Annotated in this window: 23 protein-coding genes; 17 read left to right on the plus strand and 6 right to left on the minus strand. The window is 55.2% G+C overall.

The features are described from left to right. Window positions 1-38 precede the first annotated feature (38 nt). From M655_RS11265 to M655_RS11285, 5 genes are read left to right on the plus strand one after another with little or no spacing between them, the layout of a single operon-like run. Complete coding sequence (locus M655_RS11265) at window positions 39-1061, plus strand: hypothetical protein (protein ID WP_026557347.1); 1023 nt, start codon at window positions 39-41, stop codon at window positions 1059-1061. Then, window positions 1054-1680, plus strand: a complete 627-nt coding sequence (locus M655_RS11270) for a DUF4129 domain-containing protein (RefSeq protein WP_005831089.1) — start codon at window positions 1054-1056, stop codon at window positions 1678-1680. Before M655_RS11265 ends, M655_RS11270 begins: the two co-directional genes overlap by 8 nt. Further along, window positions 1673-2800 (plus strand): DUF4350 domain-containing protein, encoded by a 1128-nt coding sequence (locus M655_RS11275; protein WP_026557346.1) that lies wholly within the window; start codon window positions 1673-1675, stop codon window positions 2798-2800. The genes M655_RS11270 and M655_RS11275 overlap by 8 nt, the downstream gene beginning before the upstream one ends. Before the next feature lie 10 nt (window positions 2801-2810). Beyond that, a complete protein-coding gene (locus M655_RS11280) occupies window positions 2811-3731 on the plus strand; it encodes an AAA family ATPase (protein WP_007777648.1) in 921 nt (306 codons plus the stop codon). Further along, window positions 3682-5052, plus strand: a complete 1371-nt coding sequence (locus tag M655_RS11285) for a DUF58 domain-containing protein (RefSeq protein WP_026557345.1) — start codon at window positions 3682-3684, stop codon at window positions 5050-5052. The genes M655_RS11280 and M655_RS11285 overlap by 50 nt, the downstream gene beginning before the upstream one ends. Here the strand turns inward: M655_RS11285 and M655_RS11290 are convergent. Beyond that, window positions 5019-5999, minus strand: coding sequence for a stage II sporulation protein M (locus M655_RS11290; RefSeq protein WP_005831092.1), 981 nt, complete (start codon window positions 5997-5999; stop codon window positions 5019-5021). The two genes, M655_RS11285 and M655_RS11290, sit on opposite strands and share 34 nt — an antisense overlap. A gap of 51 nt (window positions 6000-6050) precedes the next feature. Here M655_RS11290 and M655_RS11295 point away from each other — a divergent pair, with 51 nt between their 5' ends. From M655_RS11295 to M655_RS11320, 6 genes are all read left to right on the plus strand, one after another. Then, window positions 6051-6869 carry an RDD family protein gene (locus M655_RS11295; RefSeq protein WP_005831093.1) on the plus strand — a complete coding sequence of 273 codons (819 nt, stop codon included), beginning with the start codon at window positions 6051-6053 and terminating at the stop codon, window positions 6867-6869. Between the two features lie 147 nt (window positions 6870-7016). Continuing rightward, entirely contained in the window at window positions 7017-7523 is a 507-nt protein-coding gene (locus tag M655_RS11300) for a hypothetical protein (protein WP_005831094.1), read from the plus strand. After that, on the plus strand, window positions 7504-8583 hold the full coding sequence (locus M655_RS11305; RefSeq protein WP_286086008.1) for a phosphodiester glycosidase family protein: 1080 nt from the start codon (window positions 7504-7506) through the stop codon (window positions 8581-8583). The genes M655_RS11300 and M655_RS11305 overlap by 20 nt, the downstream gene beginning before the upstream one ends. 162 nt (window positions 8584-8745) lie before the next feature. Further along, window positions 8746-10773 (plus strand): gamma-glutamyltransferase, encoded by a 2028-nt coding sequence (gene ggt, locus M655_RS11310; RefSeq protein WP_026557343.1) that lies wholly within the window; start codon window positions 8746-8748, stop codon window positions 10771-10773. Between the two features lie 30 nt (window positions 10774-10803). Continuing rightward, window positions 10804-11694 (plus strand): NAD-dependent epimerase/dehydratase family protein, encoded by an 891-nt coding sequence (locus M655_RS11315; RefSeq protein ID WP_026557342.1) that lies wholly within the window; start codon window positions 10804-10806, stop codon window positions 11692-11694. 82 nt (window positions 11695-11776) lie between these two features. Continuing rightward, a complete protein-coding gene (locus M655_RS11320) occupies window positions 11777-12616 on the plus strand; it encodes a M15 family metallopeptidase (protein WP_005831097.1) in 840 nt (279 codons plus the stop codon). A 75-nt stretch (window positions 12617-12691) separates the two neighbouring features. On the opposite strand, the gene lepB is transcribed toward M655_RS11320, so the two are convergent. Further along, complete coding sequence (gene lepB, locus M655_RS11325) at window positions 12692-13252, minus strand: signal peptidase I (protein ID WP_005831859.1); 561 nt, start codon at window positions 13250-13252, stop codon at window positions 12692-12694. A 390-nt stretch (window positions 13253-13642) separates the two neighbouring features. Here lepB and M655_RS11330 point away from each other — a divergent pair, with 390 nt between their 5' ends. The 4 genes from M655_RS11330 (at window position 13643) to M655_RS11345 (ending at window position 16375) form a co-directional block, all read left to right on the plus strand. Further along, window positions 13643-14071 (plus strand): MarR family winged helix-turn-helix transcriptional regulator, encoded by a 429-nt coding sequence (locus M655_RS11330; protein ID WP_007777678.1) that lies wholly within the window; start codon window positions 13643-13645, stop codon window positions 14069-14071. A gap of 75 nt (window positions 14072-14146) precedes the next feature. Continuing rightward, complete coding sequence (locus tag M655_RS11335) at window positions 14147-14782, plus strand: hypothetical protein (protein ID WP_005831856.1); 636 nt, start codon at window positions 14147-14149, stop codon at window positions 14780-14782. Window positions 14783-14938: 156 nt separating this feature from the next. Further along, window positions 14939-15106, plus strand: coding sequence for a DUF4025 domain-containing protein (locus M655_RS11340; RefSeq protein ID WP_005831854.1), 168 nt, complete (start codon window positions 14939-14941; stop codon window positions 15104-15106). 156 nt (window positions 15107-15262) lie between these two features. Then, the gene (locus tag M655_RS11345; protein WP_286086009.1) at window positions 15263-16375 is read left to right on the plus strand and encodes an aminopeptidase; all 1113 of its coding nucleotides are present in this window, start codon (window positions 15263-15265) and stop codon (window positions 16373-16375) included. A gap of 16 nt (window positions 16376-16391) precedes the next feature. On the opposite strand, the gene M655_RS11350 is transcribed toward M655_RS11345, so the two are convergent. The 3 genes from M655_RS11350 to M655_RS11360 all read right to left on the minus strand — a co-directional run bounded on the left by M655_RS11350 (window position 16392) and on the right by M655_RS11360 (window position 18428). Beyond that, window positions 16392-16712, minus strand: a complete 321-nt coding sequence (locus M655_RS11350) for a hypothetical protein (RefSeq protein ID WP_005831850.1) — start codon at window positions 16710-16712, stop codon at window positions 16392-16394. Between the two features lie 115 nt (window positions 16713-16827). Further along, complete coding sequence (locus tag M655_RS11355) at window positions 16828-17352, minus strand: isoprenylcysteine carboxyl methyltransferase family protein (protein WP_005831849.1); 525 nt, start codon at window positions 17350-17352, stop codon at window positions 16828-16830. A 5-nt stretch (window positions 17353-17357) separates the two neighbouring features. Continuing rightward, window positions 17358-18428: a type III polyketide synthase gene (locus M655_RS11360; protein WP_026557340.1), complete on the minus strand. Its 1071-nt coding sequence runs from the start codon at window positions 18426-18428 to the stop codon at window positions 17358-17360. Between the two features lie 87 nt (window positions 18429-18515). Here M655_RS11360 and M655_RS11365 point away from each other — a divergent pair, with 87 nt between their 5' ends. Further along, a complete protein-coding gene (locus M655_RS11365; RefSeq protein WP_286086010.1) occupies window positions 18516-18848 on the plus strand; it encodes an activator of HSP90 ATPase in 333 nt (110 codons plus the stop codon). On the opposite strand, the gene M655_RS11370 is transcribed toward M655_RS11365, so the two are convergent. Then, window positions 18845-20080: an MDR family MFS transporter gene (locus M655_RS11370; protein ID WP_005831844.1), complete on the minus strand. Its 1236-nt coding sequence runs from the start codon at window positions 20078-20080 to the stop codon at window positions 18845-18847. The two genes, M655_RS11365 and M655_RS11370, sit on opposite strands and share 4 nt — an antisense overlap. A gap of 296 nt (window positions 20081-20376) precedes the next feature. Between M655_RS11370 and M655_RS11375 the strand changes: the two genes are divergently transcribed. Beyond that, window positions 20377-21021 carry a GGDEF domain-containing protein gene (locus M655_RS11375; protein ID WP_026557338.1) on the plus strand — a complete coding sequence of 215 codons (645 nt, stop codon included), beginning with the start codon at window positions 20377-20379 and terminating at the stop codon, window positions 21019-21021. Window positions 21022-21198 lie beyond the last annotated feature (177 nt).

The following is a 21198-nucleotide window of genomic DNA, read 5'->3' on the forward strand; positions in this document are numbered from 1 at the left end:
ATTCAGGTAATCTCAAAAAGAGAGATGGAGGTTTCACCATGAATCAAATGCCAATGACCCCAATGGGAGTGGGGAAGCTATTGGACAAAAGCTTTAACGTATATCGCCAGCATTTTGGGGCGTACTTTTTTCTGGCTCTTATTTGGTTTGGCCCGTTTTTGCTTTTACAACAGCTACTCCTGGTCGACCTTAGCAGTGTGCCGCTACTCATGCAAGATACCGAAGGACTGGAATTTTGGGAATCGATGGGGGAAAAGTTTGGAGGGCAGGAAGAGATGGTCACCCAAAACGTCGGCCTGCTCTTGCTGTATGTGTTTTTGGTCGCGCCTCTGACGATGGTCGTGGCCTATCCGCAGTTGATTGCGGGCGCCACCTTGCTGACGAAATCTGTATGGGAGCAGCAAACGGTTGATTTGAAGGCCGCGCTGAAAGGCGCATTGGGACGCTTTTGGCCGCTTGTCGGAAGCACCCTCGTCTACGGACTGCTCATACTCGCGGTGACGTTCGGGTTTGCCCTCGTGTTTTTGTTCATCGGCTTTTTGTTCGTGATGGCTACCGGCAATTCGATTGACACGTTTTTTGACTCGGGAAGCGAGTTCAATCCGTTCCTCTTCATCATTGTCTTTTTGTTTGGCTACATTTTGTTTTTGATCGGCATGCTTCTAGTGCCGGGCTACTTCCTGCTCAGATGGAGCTTTTACTTGCCGCTTGTCCTGTTTGAAAAGGGCGGCGTCGGCATCGGGAAAAGCTGGCATTTGACAAAAGGAAATTTTTGGAGGCTATTTGCGATTTTCATTGTTTTGAGCCTTCTGTATTCGATCTTTTCCGGCGGCATCCAGGTGGCCATCATGGGAATTTTGGGGACGTCGATCATTTCGCAGATCATCATGGTCGTGTTGAGTTGCCTGCTGATGCCGTGGATCGCGATTGTTTATGCGCTCGCTTACTTCGACTTGCGCGTCCGAAAAGATGGAACAGACCTGCAGGAACTGATGAACAGGCAGTTGGAGCAGGCAGCAGACCGTCCTTCTACACAGGAGCCGGGAGCAGCGCATGAATAGCACAAATCCTTGGGCAGCCGACAAGGAGCATTTGCAGGAAATTTTGCAGCGCGACGAATTTCAAGCCCTGCACACGGAAGGGGAGAGCTGGCTTGCGCGAGTGAGCGATTTTTTGCTCGAATGGCTTGCCAGGCTGTTTTCGTGGTCGGACATTCCTTCGGGTGCGGCGACGACGGCATCGACGGTCGTGCTGGTCGTCGCGGCGCTTTTGCTGGTGATGGTCATTTTCTGGCTGTTCCGCCGAATGGTATGGGAGCAAAAGCGGAAGGCGTCCCTGTTTGTCCACGGTGAAAAAATCCGCTCTCATGCCGATTACTTGCGGGAGGCACAGGAGTGTGCCGACCGCGGAGAATGGCGTGAGGGCGAACGTTCCTTGTTTTTGGCGTTGCTCGTCTACATGCAAAAACAGTCGTGGATTCGCATTGAACAGTGGAAGACGAACTGGGAGTACGCAGACGAAATCGAGGCCAACCACCCGGAGGCGAAGGCGCTGTTTCGCCGCTATGCCCGGGCGTTCGAGCAAGCTTGGTACGGGCAGGTAGCTGTGGACAAAGCAGACTATCTGGAGCGCATCCGCGAGCTTGCGCAGATTTTGGACGGGGAGGGACAGCATGAATAGCCTGAGAACGTATCGCGTGGGCATCAGCGTGGCGATCGTGCTGCTCGTCGTCGTCGGATGGTTTATCGTCAAGCCTGTAGCCACGAAACTGCCTCCTTATCTGGCATCGTCGGCACAGCCGGACGGAATCAAGGCGGTGCTGCTTCTGCTGGAGGAAAAAGGCAGCCAGGTTAAGGAGTGGCGGCAGCCGATGCATTTGCTGCCGAAGCCAGCGGGCCAGGCGCTGCTTGTCGTCGAGCCGGACAACCTGAGCGCGAACGAGCAGGATGACTTGCTCGCATGGGCCAGCGGCGGAAACGACCTGTTTGTTTTCTCCGAGCGGCCGATCTTGTGGGCCGGCTTGCCGCTTGAAGCGAAGTATATGGAAGAGAAGGGCAACCAGGAACGAAATGTGCATGGGCAGTTGCTCGCTGAAGGGCTGCTGGGCCAGGCAAAAACACAGGCCAGATGGAAAGAGGCGGAGGGGCTGGAGCCGCTTTTTTACGACGACCAAGGAATCCTTGCGGGAAAAGTCCAGGTAGGAGCCGGAAGCATCTCGTACTTTTTGGTCCCGGATTGGTTGACGAATCGAAAAATTGGCGAGCTGTCTCACTTCGAGGCGGTGTGGCCGCATTTGCAAAAAAACTGGTCCGCGATCTGGGTGGACGAATACCATCACGGGCTGCAGGAGAAGCCAGGGCTTTTGGCGATCTATCCCGGCTGGCTGGTGGCAGCGCTCGTCCAGTTGGCCGTCGTGCTGCTTTTGTTCGTCTGGTGGAAAGGGAAGCGGTTTGGCCCTGTCTACACATTGCGCGAGTGGACGGTTCGCCGGGGGGACGAGACGCTTTTAGCCGTGTCGAGCTGGTATGAGCGCCGGGGACTTGCGCGTGACGCGCTGGCGCATAGGGAAGCGTATATGCGCCAACTGATGCACGATCGCTGGGGCGTTCACCAAAAAGCGGACCGCGCCGAGATTTTGCGCTGTGCCCGGCTACGCTGGAGCGAGCAGGCAGTCACCAGGCTTGCCGAGCTGCTGGATCGGCTGGAGCAAGCACGCAGCGGAACCGGATATTCGGCGAAGCGGCTTTTGGCAGACAGTCTTTTGCTGGATGAGATCATTACGCAACTGATGAAGGAGTGACATAACAATCGTGGAGCAATTGTTGCAACAGATGGAAAAAGAACTGGTCGGACAGCGGCAAAACATTCGGCTGCTCGTGGCCGCCTTGCTCGCTGGCGGTCACGTACTGCTGGAGGGAGTGCCAGGGATCGGAAAGACCAAAATGGTCCGCACCTTGTCGGGGCTGATCGGGGGAGAGAGCAGGCGCATCCAGTTTACGCCTGACATGATGCCTTCGGATATTATCGGCCATGTCGTTTTCAACATGCAGGACAACCGCTTTGAGACGATCAAAGGCCCTGTATTCGCGAATTTGCTGCTGGCGGACGAGATCAACCGCACGCCGCCGAAAACGCAGGCGGCTCTCCTGGAAGCGATGGAGGAAGGCCAGGTGACGATTCACGGAGTCACGTACCCGTTGCCCGAGCCATTTTTCGTCGTCGCCACGCAAAACCCGGTCGAGTACGAAGGAACTTACGTGCTGCCGGAGGCGCAACTCGACCGCTTTTTGTTCAAGCTGACGATGCAGTATCCGTCGCATGAGAGCGAAAAGCAGATTCTGGTCCAGCACGTCCGGCACACAGGCGGGCAGGAGGCGAAGCAAGCGCCGATCTGCAGCCTGGACGACATTTTGGAGCAGCGGCGCAAATTGCAGGACGTCGTCGTGGACGATTCGATTTTTGAGTACATTACGACCTTGATTCGCAAGACGCGGGAAACGAAACGACTTCTGCTCGGGGCAAGTTCCCGTGCCGGGATTGCGGTTCTCTTGGCCAGCAAGGCTTGGGCGCTTTTGGACGGCCGCGAGTACGTGACGCCGGATGATGTGAAAATGGTGGCCCGGCCTGCGCTGCGGCACCGTCTCATCCTGTCACCCCAGGTAGAATTGGAGGGGGGCACCAGTGACCACATCATCGAAGAGACGTTGGCCGCTATTCCGGTTCCTCGCTGATTTTTTGGCAGATCGCTTCGTTTTGCCGACGAAGCGGCTGCTCGTACTGCTGCTGCTCGGCACCCCGATTGCCGTCATCGGCTTTTTCATGGGCACCGGGTACGGGGCTTTCTGGCTGTACAACGGCCTCGTCTGTGTGGCGAGCGTGCTCGACTGGCTGACGCTGCCCAAGCGCAAAGACCTGGAGCTGCGCCGCGTGCTTCCCGAGCAGAGCGACATCGGCCAGTCGTTTTTGGTCGAGGTAGAAATGACGAACAGAAGCGGCCAGACGGTTTCCTACGTGCTCATGGACGATTTGCCGCACTCTTTTGCGGAAGCAGGGCCGATCTCGGGCAGGATGGAAAGCGGCGAGTCGCGCATCGCCTATCAGACGCGCGGATGCGAGCGGGGGAACTATTCATTTGCCTGGCTGTATTTGCGCTGGAGCGGAAAAATCGGCTTGTGGTACCGCCAGAGCCGCTTTTCCTTTCCGCAGACGATCAAAATTTACCCCGATTTGTCGCAAGTTCGCGGCTATTTGAACTCGTTGCAGGAGAGCCTGATTGTCGACGGCAAAAAAATATTGCGCCGGGCCAAGGCTGGCTCTGAGTTCCACGCGATCCGCGAGTACGTCCCGGACGACGATCCGCGCACGATCAACTGGTCGGCGTCGGCACGCTCCCGGCGGCTGATGACGAACCAGTATCGGCCCGAGCACGGCAAAGTCATTACGATTCTCGTCGATTGCGGCAGGCTGATGGGCGTCGAGCTGAACAACCAGAGCAGGCTCGATCAGTCGCTGGAGTCGGCGCTCACTCTGGCTGCGGTCGCTTTGCGCCAGGGAGATCAGGTGGCGTTTCTGGCCTATTCCCACGAGATCAAGACGTACATACCGCCAGGGCGCGGGATGGGACATTTGCACACGATTTTGGAAGCCACCTACGATTTGTCCCATGACTTCGTCGAGGCCGATCCGGCCAAGGCACTGGAATTTATGCATCGCCAGCAAAAGCGGCGCAGCCTGATGGTGCTGTTCTCGGACATGGAAAATTACTTGGTGGAAGACTTGCTCGCCAGCTATTTGTGGAAAATGCGCCGCTCGCACCTGTTTTTGCTGCTCTCGCAGGCGGACCCGCTGCTGCACGAATGGACGCGGGTTCCGGTCGAAAACAGCCGCCTGGCCTACATCAAATCGGTGGCGCAGCGCTTCCAGCTCGACCGCAGGGCGTTTCAACAAAAAATGACCGGCGCGGGCATCCAGGTGCTCGATGTGCCGGCCGATCAGTTGACGCTGACAGTGATAAATGCTTATTTGGAAATAAAGGCGAGAGAGGCATTGTGAGCCTGGCGCCTTCGCCCGATAACATACCAAAGGCACAAAAGCAGCAACGTGGCCGCCGCCACGAGGTACTTCGTTTCCAGGGAGAGCGTCGAAGGCGTGATGTAGCCTTCGATGGCTCCCGCCACGAACAACAGCGGCAGGGTCGCAAGCAGCAACTGGGCCGATTCTTTCGCCGCCTCCAAAAACTGATACTTGCGGGCGTAGCGCCCGGGCACGAGCAGACGGTAGCCCATGTGCAAGCCGGCCCCTCCGGCAATGAAGATCGCCGTCAGCTCGATGACGCCGTGCGGGAGGATGTACGCCCAAAAAGCGTAGCTGCTGTCTGCCTGATAGTAGACAGCGGCCAATGCCCCGACCAGCAGCCCGTTGAACAGCAGGATGTAGATCGGCACGAGGCCGAATGTAATCCCGCTGACAAAAGCGAGAATGGCTACTTTCATGTTATTGGTCATAATCATCGTAGAGATGACAGGGCTGTTGATGGCATCGTGCCCTTCCCCCAGTCGCGAAGGATCAATCTGTTCGGCCATGCCTTGGGGCAGCACGTAGTACAGGTTGAGCGGGTCGGCGAGCACGGCCGCAAAGCCGGATATGCCGCCAATGATGAAGAGCAGGGCGGCCATGCCGATAAATCCGATCCGCTTTTGCATCAGCCCGATCAGATGGACGCCGAAAAAGTGCCGCAGTTGCTGCCAGCTTCCCGACTGCTGCTTGTACGTCAGGTTGTGGGCGCGGGATACGAGCTGGTTGAGGTAGAGCGTGATTTCATCCATCGGGTGATACGAGCGGACGAGCGCCAGATGGGCGGAAGCTTTTTTATACAAATGGGTCAGACGGTCAATGTCTGCGGCTGTAATCTGCCGCTCTTGCCGGGTGAACCGTTCGACCAGTTGTTCCAGTTCGGCCCAAGAGGCTTTATGCTTGTGCCAAAATGAAGTGATATCCATGGATAAGGCCTCCTTATCTACTAGAATTGCGAGAGGGAGAAGCGAACCGACATGAATGAAAATCCATCCGTGAATCAGGCAGGTCGCGAAGCGTCCGTTGTCACCCCTGAGCATGTGATGCTGCGGTTCCAGACAGCGGGATTGGGCAGTCGGGCCGCTGCCCAGTTGATCGACAGCGTCATTTTGCTCCTGGTTAATCTTACTGTATTTATTGTAATCGGTATAGTTTTATTTGGGAAAGAAGATATTTTTTTCCTGGATAGTGACGGCTATGCCATCGCCGTTGTCATCCTCCTGCTCTTCGTGCTCAACTTCGGCTACTTTTTGCTGCTGGAAGCGCTCTGGTCGGGGCAGACCGTCGGGAAAAAGTGGATGGGGATTCGCGTCATCCGCGACAACGGCCAGCCGGCGACGTTTTTGTCCTCCACGATCCGCAATCTGTTCCGCATCGTGGACACTCTCCCGTCCGGCTACTTTTTGGGAGCGCTCGTCTCTTTTTTTCATCCTCGCGACAAGCGCATCGGCGACCTCGTCGCAGGAACGATCGTCGTAGTCGAAGGCGGGGGCCGCACCGCTCTGTTCCAGAACAGAAAGGCGAAAAAACAGGGAGCGGCACTGGCAGAGCCGCTTGCTTTGAGCGAGCAGCAAAAGCAGGCGTTCACCCGCGAGGACTGGCAGTTGCTTTCGACTTTTATCGCGCGGCAGTCCTCGCTGGCGGAAGCCAAAAAGCTTGAGTTGGCGGGAGAAATCGCCCGCCTGTTGCAAAAAAAGCTGGAATACAGCGAGGAACAGGCGCGGCAGGAAGAGCCGATTCTGTTTTTGCAGCGGCTGCACCGCACGCTGCAAAGCGAGTGGAGCCTGGGGAAATAGCCTTGGAAGATACCGTCAAGGGCACGAAGCGGCGGTATCTTCTTTTTTTCGAGCAAAATTTCCACTATTTTCGCAAAAGCCTTGCCGAAAAATAAACTATGATATAATAAAACCTCACTCTATGTCACAGAAAGGAGGAGGGAGCCGATGAACGACAAATACATGGGAGCGTCATCGACTTCGTCTACTACTCTGCCACTCCCGGCAAACGGGAAGCAGGCGAACAGACGCAAACGAGGCAGCCTGTTTCAGGCATTGTTTCCCTCCCAAACAGAAGGCAAGCGGCCTCTATTGCCAATCGTACTGGCTGTACTGGTTTGGGCGGGACTTGCTTATGCCGGGTACGCCTATGCTGCCCATACGCTGGACAAGCAGCAGCAACTTGTGAACCTGCGCATCGATCAGATACAGGAAGACAATCAGAAGCAGATGAAAGCGTTGGGCGAACAACTGGCTTTGGTGCAGGAAGAGATGAAAGACGTGCAGGCGGGTCTTGGCAATCTGGAAGAAGACCTGCAATTGACGGGTGAGACGATTGGCGGGACGAACAAGACAAAAGAAGCTCTCCAGGATCGGATCGACCAGTTGAACAAGCAACTGGTCGATTTGAAGGCATCGCTGAAAAAACTGGAGGATGCAGCCCGTGCTTGGTAAAGTCAATCGCTTTTTCCTGTTCCTGCTGGCGCCAGCGCTCGGCTTTTTGCTTGCCCTCACCCTGACCAATCCCGGGGACAAGCTGCAGGCGGAAGGCTTGAAGCTCGCTTCCGAACAGTCGAAACAACTGGCGGACGAGCTGGGACAGCAGTTGGACGACACGAAGAAAACGCTGCGCGATGTAGAAGCGGTCGTAGCGGACATCCGCGACCGCGCCAAGAAGGAGCAAAAAGAGTACGAAGAGCAAAACAAGCACATCAACAACCTGCTGGTGACGAGCCGATCGCAGACGCAAAAGTCGGCAGATGTGCTGGATGCGATCTTGTCCAACATGCTCGGCGACCCGATCGGGCAGTCCTTCGGCAACAAATCAATAGTGAAAGTGTACTCGCTGCAGGAAGCGGGCTATCGCGGGTACATGGCGAAGGTCCGGCTGAAAGACCCAAGCGCACTGAAGATGGTGCTTGCCAACAACTCGGTCAAAAGCAAAGGCGAGACGACGAGCCATGCCGGGAAGCGCACCGGAGCTGTCCTGGCGATCAACGCAGGCGGCTTCATGAGCGACAGCAAGGGCAATCTGACGCCGCTTGGCATTACTGTTGTCGACGGCAAGATTCGCACGTTTTCCAACAATTCGAATCTGAGCTTCGTCGGATTCAACAACAAAGGCCACCTGGTGGGAACCCAAATTACTACCCAGGCGCAAATTACCCAGCAAGGCATTTTGCAAGGGGCCAGCTTTTTGCCAAGACTGCTGCAGGACGGGAAACGGCTGCCGATTCCTCGCGACTGGGCCAACACTCGCCAGCCGCGCACGCTCATCGGGCACTTTGACAACGGCGACTTGCTGCTCATCGTCATCGACGGCAGAAGAGAAGGCTGGAGCAAAGGCGTTACTTTGGAAGAAGCGCAACGCAAGCTGCAGGAATTCCACGTCGTCGACGCGTACAATCTCGATGGCGGCGGCTCCAGCGCGTTTTACTACAACGGCAAGCTTTTGAACAAGCCTTCGGACGGCAAAGAAAGACCAGTCGTGAGCAATCTGGTCATCTTGCCGTAAGCGGTAAGCGAATGCTTTTGAATAGAGACACTCTTCCAGCGGGGAACCTGGCTTCGCTGCGGAAGAGTGTTTTTTCGTCTGTCAGAGAGCAGATGGGTTGACCTGGAAAAATGCTGAAAATTATAATAATAAGGATAGGAAGAAAAAAACAGGGGGGATCTTATGAACAAAAAGATGATGGTAGCCCTCTCGTTCGTTTCCGTTTTTTCGCTGACCCAATTGGCATGGGCAAAGGTGCCCGGTGTTCCGGCTGGCGTAGATGGCGCCACGAAAGGCATTGTGGCGGTCTCCCACCCTGCGGCCGCGCAGGTTGGACGGGACATTTTGGCCAAGGGGGGAAATGCTGTGGACGCCGCCACCGGAATCCAGTTGGCTCTCAATGTGGCAGAGCCGTACATGTCGGGAATCGGCGGCGGAGGCTTTATGATGATCTATTTGAAGGACCAGAACAAAATCACGGTGATCGACAGTCGGGAAGTAGCCCCGGCAAATGTGACAGCCGACATGTTTTTACAGGCCGACGGGCAGCCGATTCCTTTTGAACAGCGGCACACCAGCGGTCAGGCAGTAGGCGTGCCGGGGACGTTGCTCGGCGTGGCAGAGGCGCTTGAGGAGTACGGCACGTGGGAGCTGGCAGACGTGCTTGCGCCAGCGATCGAGCTGGCCGAAAAAGGCGTTCGTGTCAACTGGGTGACGGCGGACTACATCGCCAAGTCGCGCGACAAGCTGGAAAAGCACAAGACAGCCGCGCAAGTGTTCTTGCCGGAAGGCCGTCCGCTGGAGGAAGGGCAAATGCTCGTCCAGCCCGATTTGGCCAAGACGCTGAAGCTGATCCGCGACGAAGGGCCGGATGGTTTGTACAAAGGCGAGATTGGCCACGCGCTCGTCGAAGAGGTGCAGCGCACAGGCGGCAAAATGACGATGGACGACCTCAAGGCTTACCAGGTCAAGGAACGAGAGCCGGTGCGCGGGATGTTTCGCGGCTACGAGGTGATTTCCATGGCGCCCCCCAGCTCGGGCGGCTTGACCATGATCCAGATTTTGAAGCTGATGGAAGGCTACGACAACCAGAAGGACGGATTCGGCTCCGTAGCGTATTTGCACCATCTGATTGAAGCCAACCACCTCGCCTATGCCGACCGGGCGGCGTACATGGCGGACGAGGACGTCTATCCGGTGCCCAAGCAAGGCCTGCTCCACGACGATTACATAAAAGAACGGCGCAAGCTGATCGACGACAACCGGGCCAACGCGAACATCACGGCTGGCGACCCGTGGAAGTACGACACGGGACAAAAGCCGGCGGCCGCGATCAAAATGCTCGACAGCTCGCCCGTGAAACAGACGACCCATTTTGCCGTCATGGACAAATGGGGCAATCTCGTCTCTTATACGACCACGATTGAGGACATTTTTGGAAGCGGCGTGATGGTGCCGGGCTACGGCTTCATGCTCAACAACGAGCTGACGGATTTTGACGCGGTTCCGGGCGGCGTCAATCAGGTGGAGCCAGGCAAGCGCCCCCGCTCGAGCATGACGCCGACGATCGTGCTCAAAGACGGGCAGCCGTTTTTGGCCGTTGGCTCGCCGGGCGGCTCGACGATTATCGCCTCTGTGTCGCAAACGATTCTCAACGTGATCGACCACGGCATGAACATCGAGGACGCTATTCGCGCTCCCCGCATTTTTTCCAGCGGCTATCCGAACGTCTCCTGGGAGGCGGGGATTGACCAGGACGTCATCTTGCAGTTGATGGCAAAAGGCCACGTCTTTGCCGAGCAGCCTGCGGATATCGGCAATGTTCAGGCGATCGTCTACGATTTTGAAACAGGCAAGATGTACGGAGGGGCAGACGATACGCGAGAAGGCACGGTGCTTGGCGTCGACGCGATCGCCTACACGGCTGCCGAGCCGGAGGAAGTGCCGTATGAGCCGGGTGAGCCTTTTGCCATTGCCGTAAACGGGCAGACGTACCCGTTTTTGGCGGAACAGAAGCTGGTCGTGGATGGCATTGCCTATGTGCAGGCGGAGAAGCTGCTGCTCGGTTTGGGCAAAAGCAGCGCCGACTTCCGGGCAGATGCGATTACCGTACGCGGAGTGGCGTACCTCCCTGTGAAAAAAGTCGCGGAAAAGCTCGGGTTCACCGTCACCTGGGATGAAAGCGAACGGGTCATCGAGTTGAAGAAGTAAACAAAACCAATTTGGAAGGTGGAAGCTTCAATGAAAAAGGTACTGGTACTCGGAGGAACCCGTTTTTTTGGCAAACGTCTCGTGCAACTGCTCGCTGATTCTGGCGCAGAGGTAACGGTAGCGACAAGGGGCTTGGCGGAGGCGGATTTGCCGCCGCAGGTGAAGCGGCTTACGCTCGACCGCGACGACAAAAGCGCGCTTGCTACAGCCGGGGAGCAACAGTGGGACATCGTCTACGACAACATTTGCTACTCTTATCAAAATGCCGTGGACGCCTGCGAAGTTTTCTGCGGCAAAGTAGGCAAATACGTGCTGACCTCGACGCTGTCGGTGTACGATTTTTCCGATCAGGCGTTAAAAGAGGAAGCGTTTGACCCGTACACGTACCCGCTCCGTCCGGGAACGCGGGAAGGCGTCAGCTACCAGGAAGGAAAGCGGCAAGCCGAAGCCGTATTTTTCCAGACCGCTGCTTTTCCGGTGGCAGCCGTCCGCTTTCCGATCGTGCTCGCGGAGGACGATTATACGCGCCGCCTGCATTTTCACGTAGAGCACGTACAACAGGAGCAGCCGATCGGGCTTGTGAACCCGGAAGCTGTCATGTGCTTTATTCACGCCGGGGAGGCGGCCAAATTTTTGGCCTGGGTCGGCACGGACGCCTTTACTGGCCCCGTCAACGCCAACTCGCAAGGCACGATTACGCTGCAAGCTTTGCTGGACATGATTTCGCAAGCCGTGGGCAAACCAGCGCGCATTGAGGCAGAGACCGACCCGGCTCACCAGTCGCCATTCGGATTCCCGCATTCTTTTTTCATGGACACGAGCAAGGCAGCGGCGGCAGGCTATGCGTTCGCGGCCCTCGATTCGTGGCTGCCGGAGCTGATTCAATCGATCGCAAAAGAAACTGTACAAGCAAAAGCGTGACTATCCGTCCTTTTTTTTCGTCTAACTCCATGGTAAGGTAAAGCAGAACATATGTGTCTGTATGGAACCAGGAGGATCAATGATGAAAAAGAATCGCACCAATGGTCTTGCGATCGTCGCCGCACTATCAGTAGCCCTGCTCAGTGGATGTGAAGCCCCTTCGTTGGATGGGTTGCTCGCTTCCCACCAACCGTCTCAGCCGACGGGAAATACGGCAACAGCGAAAGACGGTACGCAAACAAATACAACAGAGCCGGCGCAGGGAGAATCCCCTCGCGCGAAGCAGGCATCCCTGGCCGAAACGATCCAAGACGTCAACGGGGTCCCGACGGTGACAAACCCGACCGATCTCGCCGTTGTTGTGAACAAGAAGCGGGCGCTGCCTGCTGACTATATTCCGCCTGATCTGGTGGAGCCTGACGTGCCGTTTCCGTTCGATGAAAAAGTGGAAAAACGGTTGATGCGCCAAGAAGCCGCACAAGCGTTGGAAGAGTTGTTCGCAGCCGCCAAGCAGGACGGCATCGAGCTGTACGCCGTGTCCGGCTACCGCTCGTACAAGACGCAAAAATCGCTGTACGAGACATATGTGCGAACACAAGGCGCAGAGCATGCTGCTGCGTACAGCGCTGTTCCAGGAAAAAGCGAGCATCAGACCGGATTGGCTATGGACGTGTCGGGGGCAGATGCGAAAACAAGGCTGGAAGAGTCGTTTGGCGAAATGCCGGAAGGAAAATGGCTGGCGGAGCATTGCGCGGAATACGGCTTCATCATCCGCTATCTGAAAGGCAAGGAAGACACGACCGGATACGCCTATGAGCCGTGGCATCTGCGCTACGTCGGAAAAGAAATGGCGCGAGAGATCACGGCGGCAGGGCTTACCCTGGAGGATTACTTGTCCGCAACCGCCACGGCGCAAAAATAAAAGGGGAAAAGAAAAAGCCGCTCACGTGCAAGAGCGGCTTTTTCGTATGCGACTGCCCAGCTAGGTAGCAGGCGGTTATTTTGGCAGACGGATGTCCGACAACGGCCAGTAGACCGCTTCCGCGCGACCGACTACATGATCGAGCTTGACAGGGCCAATGACCCGGCTGTCCATACTGTTGTTGCGATTGTCTCCCATTACAAAAACGCTGCCTTCCGGAATGGTGATCGGCCCGAAGTCTTCGGTCAGGGTCACGCCAGCCGCTGAAGCTTGCAGCTTGTTGTTGGCCAAATACTCTTCGCTGAGCGGTTGGCCGTTGACGTACACCTGGTCGTTTTTCGCTTCTACCGTATCGCCTGCGACAGCGATGACGCGCTTGATCCAGTTGTCGCCGCTCGCATCCGGGTGAATAATGACGATGTCGCCCGGTTTCGGCTCCTTGAGATAGTAAATCGCTTTGTTGACGATGACCCGTTCGCGGTCGTGCAGCGTGCTCTCCATCGACCGTCCTTGCACGACGTAGGGCGCCATGACGAACACGTAGATGAAGGCAGTCAAACCGCCAATCAAAACAAACGATTTCAACCAGTCGAGCAATTCGGTTTTCCATTTCGCTGTGCTTTTGGTTTGTTCCATCAACTTGATCTCCTATGTACATGGTTTCGCTGGCAACAGATTGCCGTGGGCAAAAGAACGCCCTGCGCTTGGGACTGCCTTTCTATTATACATGCAATACGATTGGATACGGAATAAGATTCAAGGAAATTAATGGAGGGCGCGCCCAAAAGCTGCTGTCACGATTTTGCCATCTTCGCCTATTGTCAGTTTTTCCTGTTTGCGGTAAGATGATGTTGCATATAAGTTTTACAGTAAAAATATTAAGTAGTAAACACTTTGTTCCGGCTCATACATATCTTTCGAGGAAAGAAATAATTTTGGAAGGTCTATTGATCTTCATGTACTTAGGCTATATAGTTTTATAGTAAAAGTACTTATATTATTTACTTTCTGAAAATAGGTGATGTTGTGAGCGACATGTCCCGCGCCAGTAAAATTGAGGAACTGGATCGAGCATTTGTCGAGATGGCTCGCTTCTTCATCAGCCACTGGCTGGAAGAGGAAGAGCTGATTAGTCCCAAGCAATTTATTTTGCTGCGAGTGCTTCATCAAAAAGGAAGAAGCACAGTTTCCGAACTGGCGACCATTCTGAAGCAATCCAACAGTGCGACTACGATTGCTCTCAATCGGCTGGTGAAAGCCGGTTACATCGACCGGGTCCGCGACGAGCTGGACCGGAGAGTCGTATGGGTCACGCTGTCGCAAAAGGCAGTCCCTATGCTGGAGGGGCTTTTGTGCCAGAGAAGAGCACTGGTGGGCAAACTGCTGGAAAACCTGAGCGACGAAGAATTGGAGCAGTTTACGTACTTCTTGCGGAAAATGAAGCAATGCATGTAGCGTTGCCATCAGGGTAGCAGGTGGGGGACATTTCAGCGGACAATGTGTGTACTACGCGAATGGGAGTGTACACATATGAAAAAAAGCAGCACATTGATGATGGGTTCTTTGATTCTCGGAGCGGCGCTGTTTGCACAGTCGGCCTGTGCAGAAGAAGCTTCCGCTAATGCAACTGAAGCTTCCGCGACAACTCCTGCGCCAGCAGTTGAAACGACGACAACAACAACTCCAACGGCTGCACCCGTAGCTGAACAGCCACAACCTGGAAACGGCGTTCAAGGAGCTTGGGTCAAGCTTCCTGGGGAAGACGAATACGTTTTCGTGAGCGGCCAATTTGTTCCTGACGCATCCTCGACGTCCGGTTGGTCCCTCTTGCCAGCAGAAGACCAGTTTGTCTCCACCAATCGTTTCCAAGTCGTGCAAACGGCAAATGGCGGCTGGATGGGAATGCCGGCTGAAGATCAATTCATTTCGACAAACCGCTACCAAGTGGTGCAAACGTCCAACGGTGGCTGGATGGCAATGCCAGTAGAAGACGAGTTCGTTTCCACGAACAATTACCAGGTCGTGCAAGCGCCAAACAGCGGTTGGACCGCATTGCCAAAAGAAGATGAGAGCATCGTCATCGGACGCAACTCTACGCAAGATGTGACCAATAGAACCGGCTGGTCCTTGATGGTTCCAGATGTTTCGGCTGACAAAGACAAGTAAGAATAAAGGTGGAAGACGCTTTGCCGCAACGGGCAAGGCGTTTTTTTTCGTCTGTTCGCGAAAGCGGCTTCTTCTTTTCTGCGATGGCTAAATGGCTAAATCGGGAGCGACTGACGCACACTATACCGAAAATCAGCTAGAAGGAGGAAGAAAGCGATGGCAGAACGTGAAAACCGCCCCACGCAGCAACTGAGTGAGACGGGGCAGATGGAAAGTGCCGTGTATCAGGTAGAGGAAGAAGCAGGAGGACTCGCGGCTACACAGGAACAGGTGAGCGACATGTACAAGATGGGGACGATCGAGGACAGCGAGCAGAGCGAATAGCACCGCGCTGGACCACGGGAGCAAGCCAGCTTTTGTCTAGGGGAAAAAGCTGGCTTGTTATTTTGTGCTTTTGATAAAATAAATTTTATTGACTTACAGAGATTTATCGGCAAGAATACAATTGGAATCAGAAAATTAAAAAAGGGTGTGTCACGCATGAGAGACTCTCGTTTGGAGCAATTGGCCTATAACCTGGTGAACTATTCCGTCCGCGTACAGCCAGGGGAAAACATCCTGATTAACGCCAAAGGGAAGACGCCTGAACTGGTATCTGCCCTCGTCCGTGAGATTTACAAGGCGGGAGGCAGCCCGTTCGTCCAGCAGATTGATCCGGCGATCAGCCGTGAAATCGCGATGAACTGCAACGAGGAGCAACTGATGGTCATGGCGGCAAGCGAAGTGGCCCTCATGGAAAAAATGCAGGGCTATATCGGCATCCGCGCAGCCGACAACATCAATGAGATGGCAGATGTTCCCGGAGACAAGCTCGGTCTGTACTCCCGTTTGTACGAGCTGCCAGTCATGAACGTCCGCGTGCCCAAAACAAAATGGGTGGTGCTTCGCTACCCGAACCCGTCCATGGCTCAATTGGCGAACATGTCGACGGCGGCGTTTGAAGACTTTTACTTCCAGGTGTGCAATCTGGATTACGGAAAAATGGACAAGGCGATGGACAGCCTGGTCGACCTGATGAACCGCACCGACGAAGTCCGTCTGGTCGGGCCGGATACAGACCTGACTTTCTCGATCAAGGACATCCCGGCGGTCAAATGTGCGGGTCTGCGCAACATCCCGGACGGCGAAGTGTACACCGCTCCGGTGAAAAACTCTGTCAACGGCACAATTACACACAATGCGCCTACGCCGTACCACGGCTTTACGTTTGAAAACGTTCGCCTGACTTTCAAGGACGGCAAAATCGTCGAGGCGACCGCAAACGATAGCAAGCGGCTGAACGAAATTCTCGACACGGACGAGGGCGCGCGCTACATCGGCGAGTTTGCGATCGGGGTCAATCCGTTCATCCGCAACCCGATGAAAGACATTTTGTTCGACGAAAAAATCGACGGCAGCTTCCACTTCACGCCTGGTCAATGTTACGATGAGGCGTACAACGGAAACAAGTCGTCGGTTCACTGGGACATGGTTTCCATCCAGCGTCCGGAGTGGGGCGGGGGAGAAATCTGGTTTGATGGCGTCCTGATCCGCAAAGACGGCCGCTTTGTCATTCCCGAGCTGGAGTGCCTCAATCCGGAAAACTTGAAGTAGAACCCCGGCAGCCCGATTATTTATCGTACTGAGACAGTCTCTCCTGTGCCAGCTCAACATCCATTTCGATCTGGAAAAGCATGTGCAAATTGCTGGAGGACATGATGGAGCGACGAGCGGAATGATAGAGGATCGGCTTGTCCGTTTTGATGAGCGTCAGGATTTCGACCACCGGCGGGATGACCTGCTTGATTCTGAGCAAGCTTTGCAGGTAGCGGAGAAATGTCTGAACGCTGGCGGCATCGTCCTGATTGGGCAAGGTCTTCATCAGGCTGAGGAAGTCACGCACGATGATGCGCTTTGCTTCCAGAGGCTCTACGATATTTGTACGGTTCACGCTGGCTCCACCTCACGGGACTTATAGTAACGTATTCCTTGTTCTTTTCCTCCATTCGTCCCATCGTAAACCTGTAAACAGGAAAAAAGTCTGTGGCTTGTGCCATAGACTTTTTTTATGACGATTCTTCGCCTTCGTACACGCCTTTTTCTTCCAGCGGAATGCGCACGCGCAGCAGTAGCCAGGCATTCAGGAGCGTAAAGGCGACAGCGGTATTCACGGCGGAAAACGTCAGCGGGAGAGTGAACAGCTCGATCGCCACGACGACGTAGTTCGGATGGCGAAGCCAGCGGTACGGACCGCGCCGGAGCGGCGCTTCCCCTGGAATGACCAGAATCCGCGTATTCCAACGCCTGCCCAGGCTCTGGATGCACCAGTAGCGGAGCAGTTGGGCCGCCAAAAACAGGCCGAAGCTGTACCCCCACCACGGAGGCAGCGCCGAAGCACTGCCTGTCGCGAGCACTTCTACCATCAAGCTGACAAAAAAGCAAACATGCATCAGCACGATGTATTTGTAATGGCCCGCGCCGATCTCGACGCCTCCCAGGGCGCACACGTAGCGGGCGTTTCGCGCGGCCAGCACCAATTCGCAGAAGCGTTGCAGGCAGACGGCAGCCATGACTGTGACGAAAAAGAGCATCGCGCCTACCTCGCTTCCAAGAGGAGCAGCTCAGAGCTGAACCCCGGCCCAAGCGCCGCAACCAGTCCGCGGTCGCCCGGCTGCCACGCTTGCTCCATGCTTTTTTCCAGCACAAACAGCACCGTCGGCGAAGACATGTTGCCAAAATGGCGCAGCACCTCTTCGGAGTGGCGCGTCGCCTCGGCATCAATGCCGAGCGAAGACTGGTACGCGTTCAAGACTTTTGCGCCGCCCGGATGAAAAATAAAGTGGCGCAGACGGTCCACGGTCGTCTGGTGCGACGTCAAAAAGCTTTCCACGTTTTCGCGCATGTATGTCTGAATCAACGTAGGAATGTCGCGGGAAAAAATCACCTTCAACCCCGGCTCTGTCAGCTCCCAGCCCATCACGTCGAGCGTATCCGGCCACGTCGTGGTGCGGGCATCGCGAAACTGGATCCGGGGCGCGCCTTCCTCTGCCGAGGCTTGGACATGGTCGCCGCTGACCACGACGGCTGCTGCTCCATCCCCGAACAGACAAGTCGCCACGAGATTGCTTTTGGACAAATCCTGGCGAATAAAGGTCAGCCCGCACAGCTCTACGCTGATGAGCAGCACCCTGCGCCCGGGGTAGGCTCCGGCGTACTCGCACGAGCGGGACAAGCCCATCGCTCCCCCGGCACAGCCCAGTCCCCACAGCGGAATCCGCGTAATATCGGAGCGAAGCCCGAGACTGTTGACCAGGCGGGAATCCATGCTCGGCGTGGCAATCCCTGTGCTGGAGACGAATACGAGACAATCGATATCGGTTGGCACAAGCCCGGCTTTTTGCAGGCATTTTCGCGCAGCCGCAAGCGACAACGCTTCTGCGTGCTGAATGTACAGCCTGTTTTTTTCGGCAAACGGCTGGTCGCTGGAAAACCAGTCCAACGGCATGCAAAAGTGCCGTTTTTCGATATGGCTGTGGGCAAAAACGTTCAGGAGCCGATCAATATCGGGAAAAGCATCCTGAAAAAAATGACGGGCGAGCTGCATGGAAGCTTCCGTGGAAACTTCATGCGGCGGTACTGCTGTCGCAACGGATTCGATACGGGGCATACACTTTTTCACTCCCGTTGTTTCATAATGTACAACTATGTTTCCCCTTCCAATTGATTCCAATTCATCGCATCCGCCCATCTGCTGGTGTTTACGTTTGCACTGCCGCAATTTAGCGATACACAGGAGCGGATTGCCGTCGTGCTCGCCTCTGTGGAGGGCGGCTGCGAAATGACGTTTTCCCAGGCGATCGTCGTACCGCATGAAAACGGCTGGACAACAGAAGCCGTTGAAAAGGCCGAGCGGGAGTACTACGAAGGCTTGGAGCATGGCGGGAGCCGCATGCTTGCCGGATTGCAGCAATCGGCGAATATCCTTAGCAGCGTAGCCGTTTATCTCGAAAAAAAGAAAAAGCCTGCATGCGAGTCGTTGGCAACCCCACCGTTTGGCAGACAGGCTGGAATGGACACAGTGCTCTAGCTCGAAAGCGACTGGACACTTTCGGCAGGCTCCGTCTGCGTCGCTTTTTTGACAAAGCGGTATTGGAACAGGCCGCCGACGAGCAGCAGCAGGCTGAGGATGGAGAACCAGAGAGCGCCCCCGATCCCTTTGAACGCGACGGCGCCGACGCTCGGGCCGATCGTGCCCGTGATGCCCCAGTTCGCGCCGAAGATCGCAAAATAACGTCCGCGATATTCTTCCGGGGCCATGACGGAGATCGCTTTTTGAATTTGCGGCCCGTAGAGCATCTCGCCGATCGTAAACAGGACTTCGGCGAGCACGAGAATGAGAAAGCCAGGCGCCCAGCCGTAGCCGAAACCGACACAGGCGAGAAACAGGTAGGCGGTGAGAATGACCCAATGAGCAGGAAAGCGCTCGGCGTACTTGGCAATCGCAATCTGGCAACAGACGACCAAGACGCCGTTGATCGTCATCAAAGTAGCGAAGACGCTGAGAAAGTCGGTGTACTGGGTGCGCAAATGCTGCGGCAAAATGATCTCTACTTGCGAGTACAAAAGCGACACAGGCACCGCGGCAAGCGTCATCCAGATCAGCGTAGGATGCTCGGCCAGCTTCAGCCGGGGAGCCTGGTCCGTCTTGGCAGAACGGCTCGCCTGTGCCCGGATGTGGTCGGGCAGCGTCTCCGGGACCTTCCAGAAGAGGAGCAGCGCGTAGACGAACAGCATACAGGAGCAGATGCCAAACGCAATCGCCGGGTTGACTTTATAGATGGCGACACCGATCAGCGGGCCAGCGGCGGCCCCGAGATTCAGCGCGGTGTGCAGAAGCGCGAATACTTCGCTGCGTTTTTCCTCCGGCACGACATCGGTAATTTGGGCGCTTGCGGCTGGCCAGAACAACGAGGCTCCGATCCCGTTCAAGACGGTAAGCGTGGCAAAGGCAAAAATAGATTCCGCCCAAATATAACCGGCCATGGAGATCGCTTCAATGGCCAGTGCGGCGATCATCAGCGGCTTTCGGCCATAGCGGTCGGAGAGGCTCCCGGCAAAATAGCCGGAGATGATGCTGGTCAGCGGTTGCAGGCTGGTGACCATCGCCGCCACGAGCAGATTTCCGTCCATCCTGTCGTACAGATAGAAGGCGAGGAACGGCCGAAGCATGAAGCCTGCAAAAGTAGTAAGGACCGTCCCGATGACGCGAATCCAGATCGTCGTGTCGTAGCGGGCGATCATTTGTTGAAGCCAGACCATTCGGTTAATTCCTCCCTATCGATCAATCATATTTTGAAAGTATAGCTTACCCATTATACGAAAAAAAAGAGGGTTGGGATAAGTGGGAAAATTCGATGAAAGTAGAGAAAGCAAGTTATTCTGTTCGCCCATCAGGGCATTCAACAGAATAGTGCTTGAACCGTGGCGGAAAGGAAGGTAAAATATTCCTGCAAGCACGAAGTAAGGCCTAGTTTTAAAGGAAATGTTTAGGTCTTATGTAACAGAAAAGTACTTATGGTGCTGCTACAATGGATGGGCCGGAGGTGGAGAGTACCTTGGACTCACGCTGGATTGGCATGGGTGTGTCCTGTTTTATTATATGGATTTGGCTTATCGTATGCGGGCTGCCTGATGAGCAGTCGGCGATGCGGTTTGTCGTGCTGGTGGCCATCATCCAGATGGCAGCCGGATACAGCCTGGGGATATACGTGAATCGTCTGCGACAAATGGCCTATCACGACTCATTGACGGGGGTATTGGTCAATCGCCGGTTTCTGGACAGGCTGATTCGCGAGATCAGGCAGGCGAAAAATCAGCACTATCCGATCACGCTTTTATTTATCGACCTGGATAATTTCAAACAATTCAATGATTGCCATGGACATATGGAAGGGGATCGGCTGCTCTGCCAATTCGCTTCCATTTTGCAAGCCAATGTGCGCGACCAGGATACGATCGGCCGATGGGGCGGCGAAGAATTTGTCGTGCTGCTGAAGCATGCGGATACGAATGAGGCGCTCGCAATCGGGAAGCGGATCCAGGAGCAGGTTCGCGAGACGCTGTCCGGCGTGACGGTCAGCATCGGCGTCGCCTCCTATCCGATGCATGCGGCTACGGCAGAGGAGCTGACGCACAAGGCGGATATGCTCATGTACGAAGCGAAGAAAAAGAAAGATTGCATGGTAGTCGCTACGCAATAAAGAAGAGAATAGATGGCAAGACTAACACCTGTCGCCCGCTCAAGGAGACGGGTGTTTTATTTTTATTTGCGGATTGTAAAGGAGATTTACAAAAACTTAATATTTTTTTAAAGAAAAATCTACACACTTGCCCTTGAATTTAAATTTACGTCAACAATATCTTTCGATATAATCGTC

Origin of the sequence: Brevibacillus sp. NSP2.1, assembly GCF_000470975.2 — a bacterium.
GTDB classification, from domain to species: domain Bacteria; phylum Bacillota; class Bacilli; order Brevibacillales; family Brevibacillaceae; genus Brevibacillus; species Brevibacillus agri.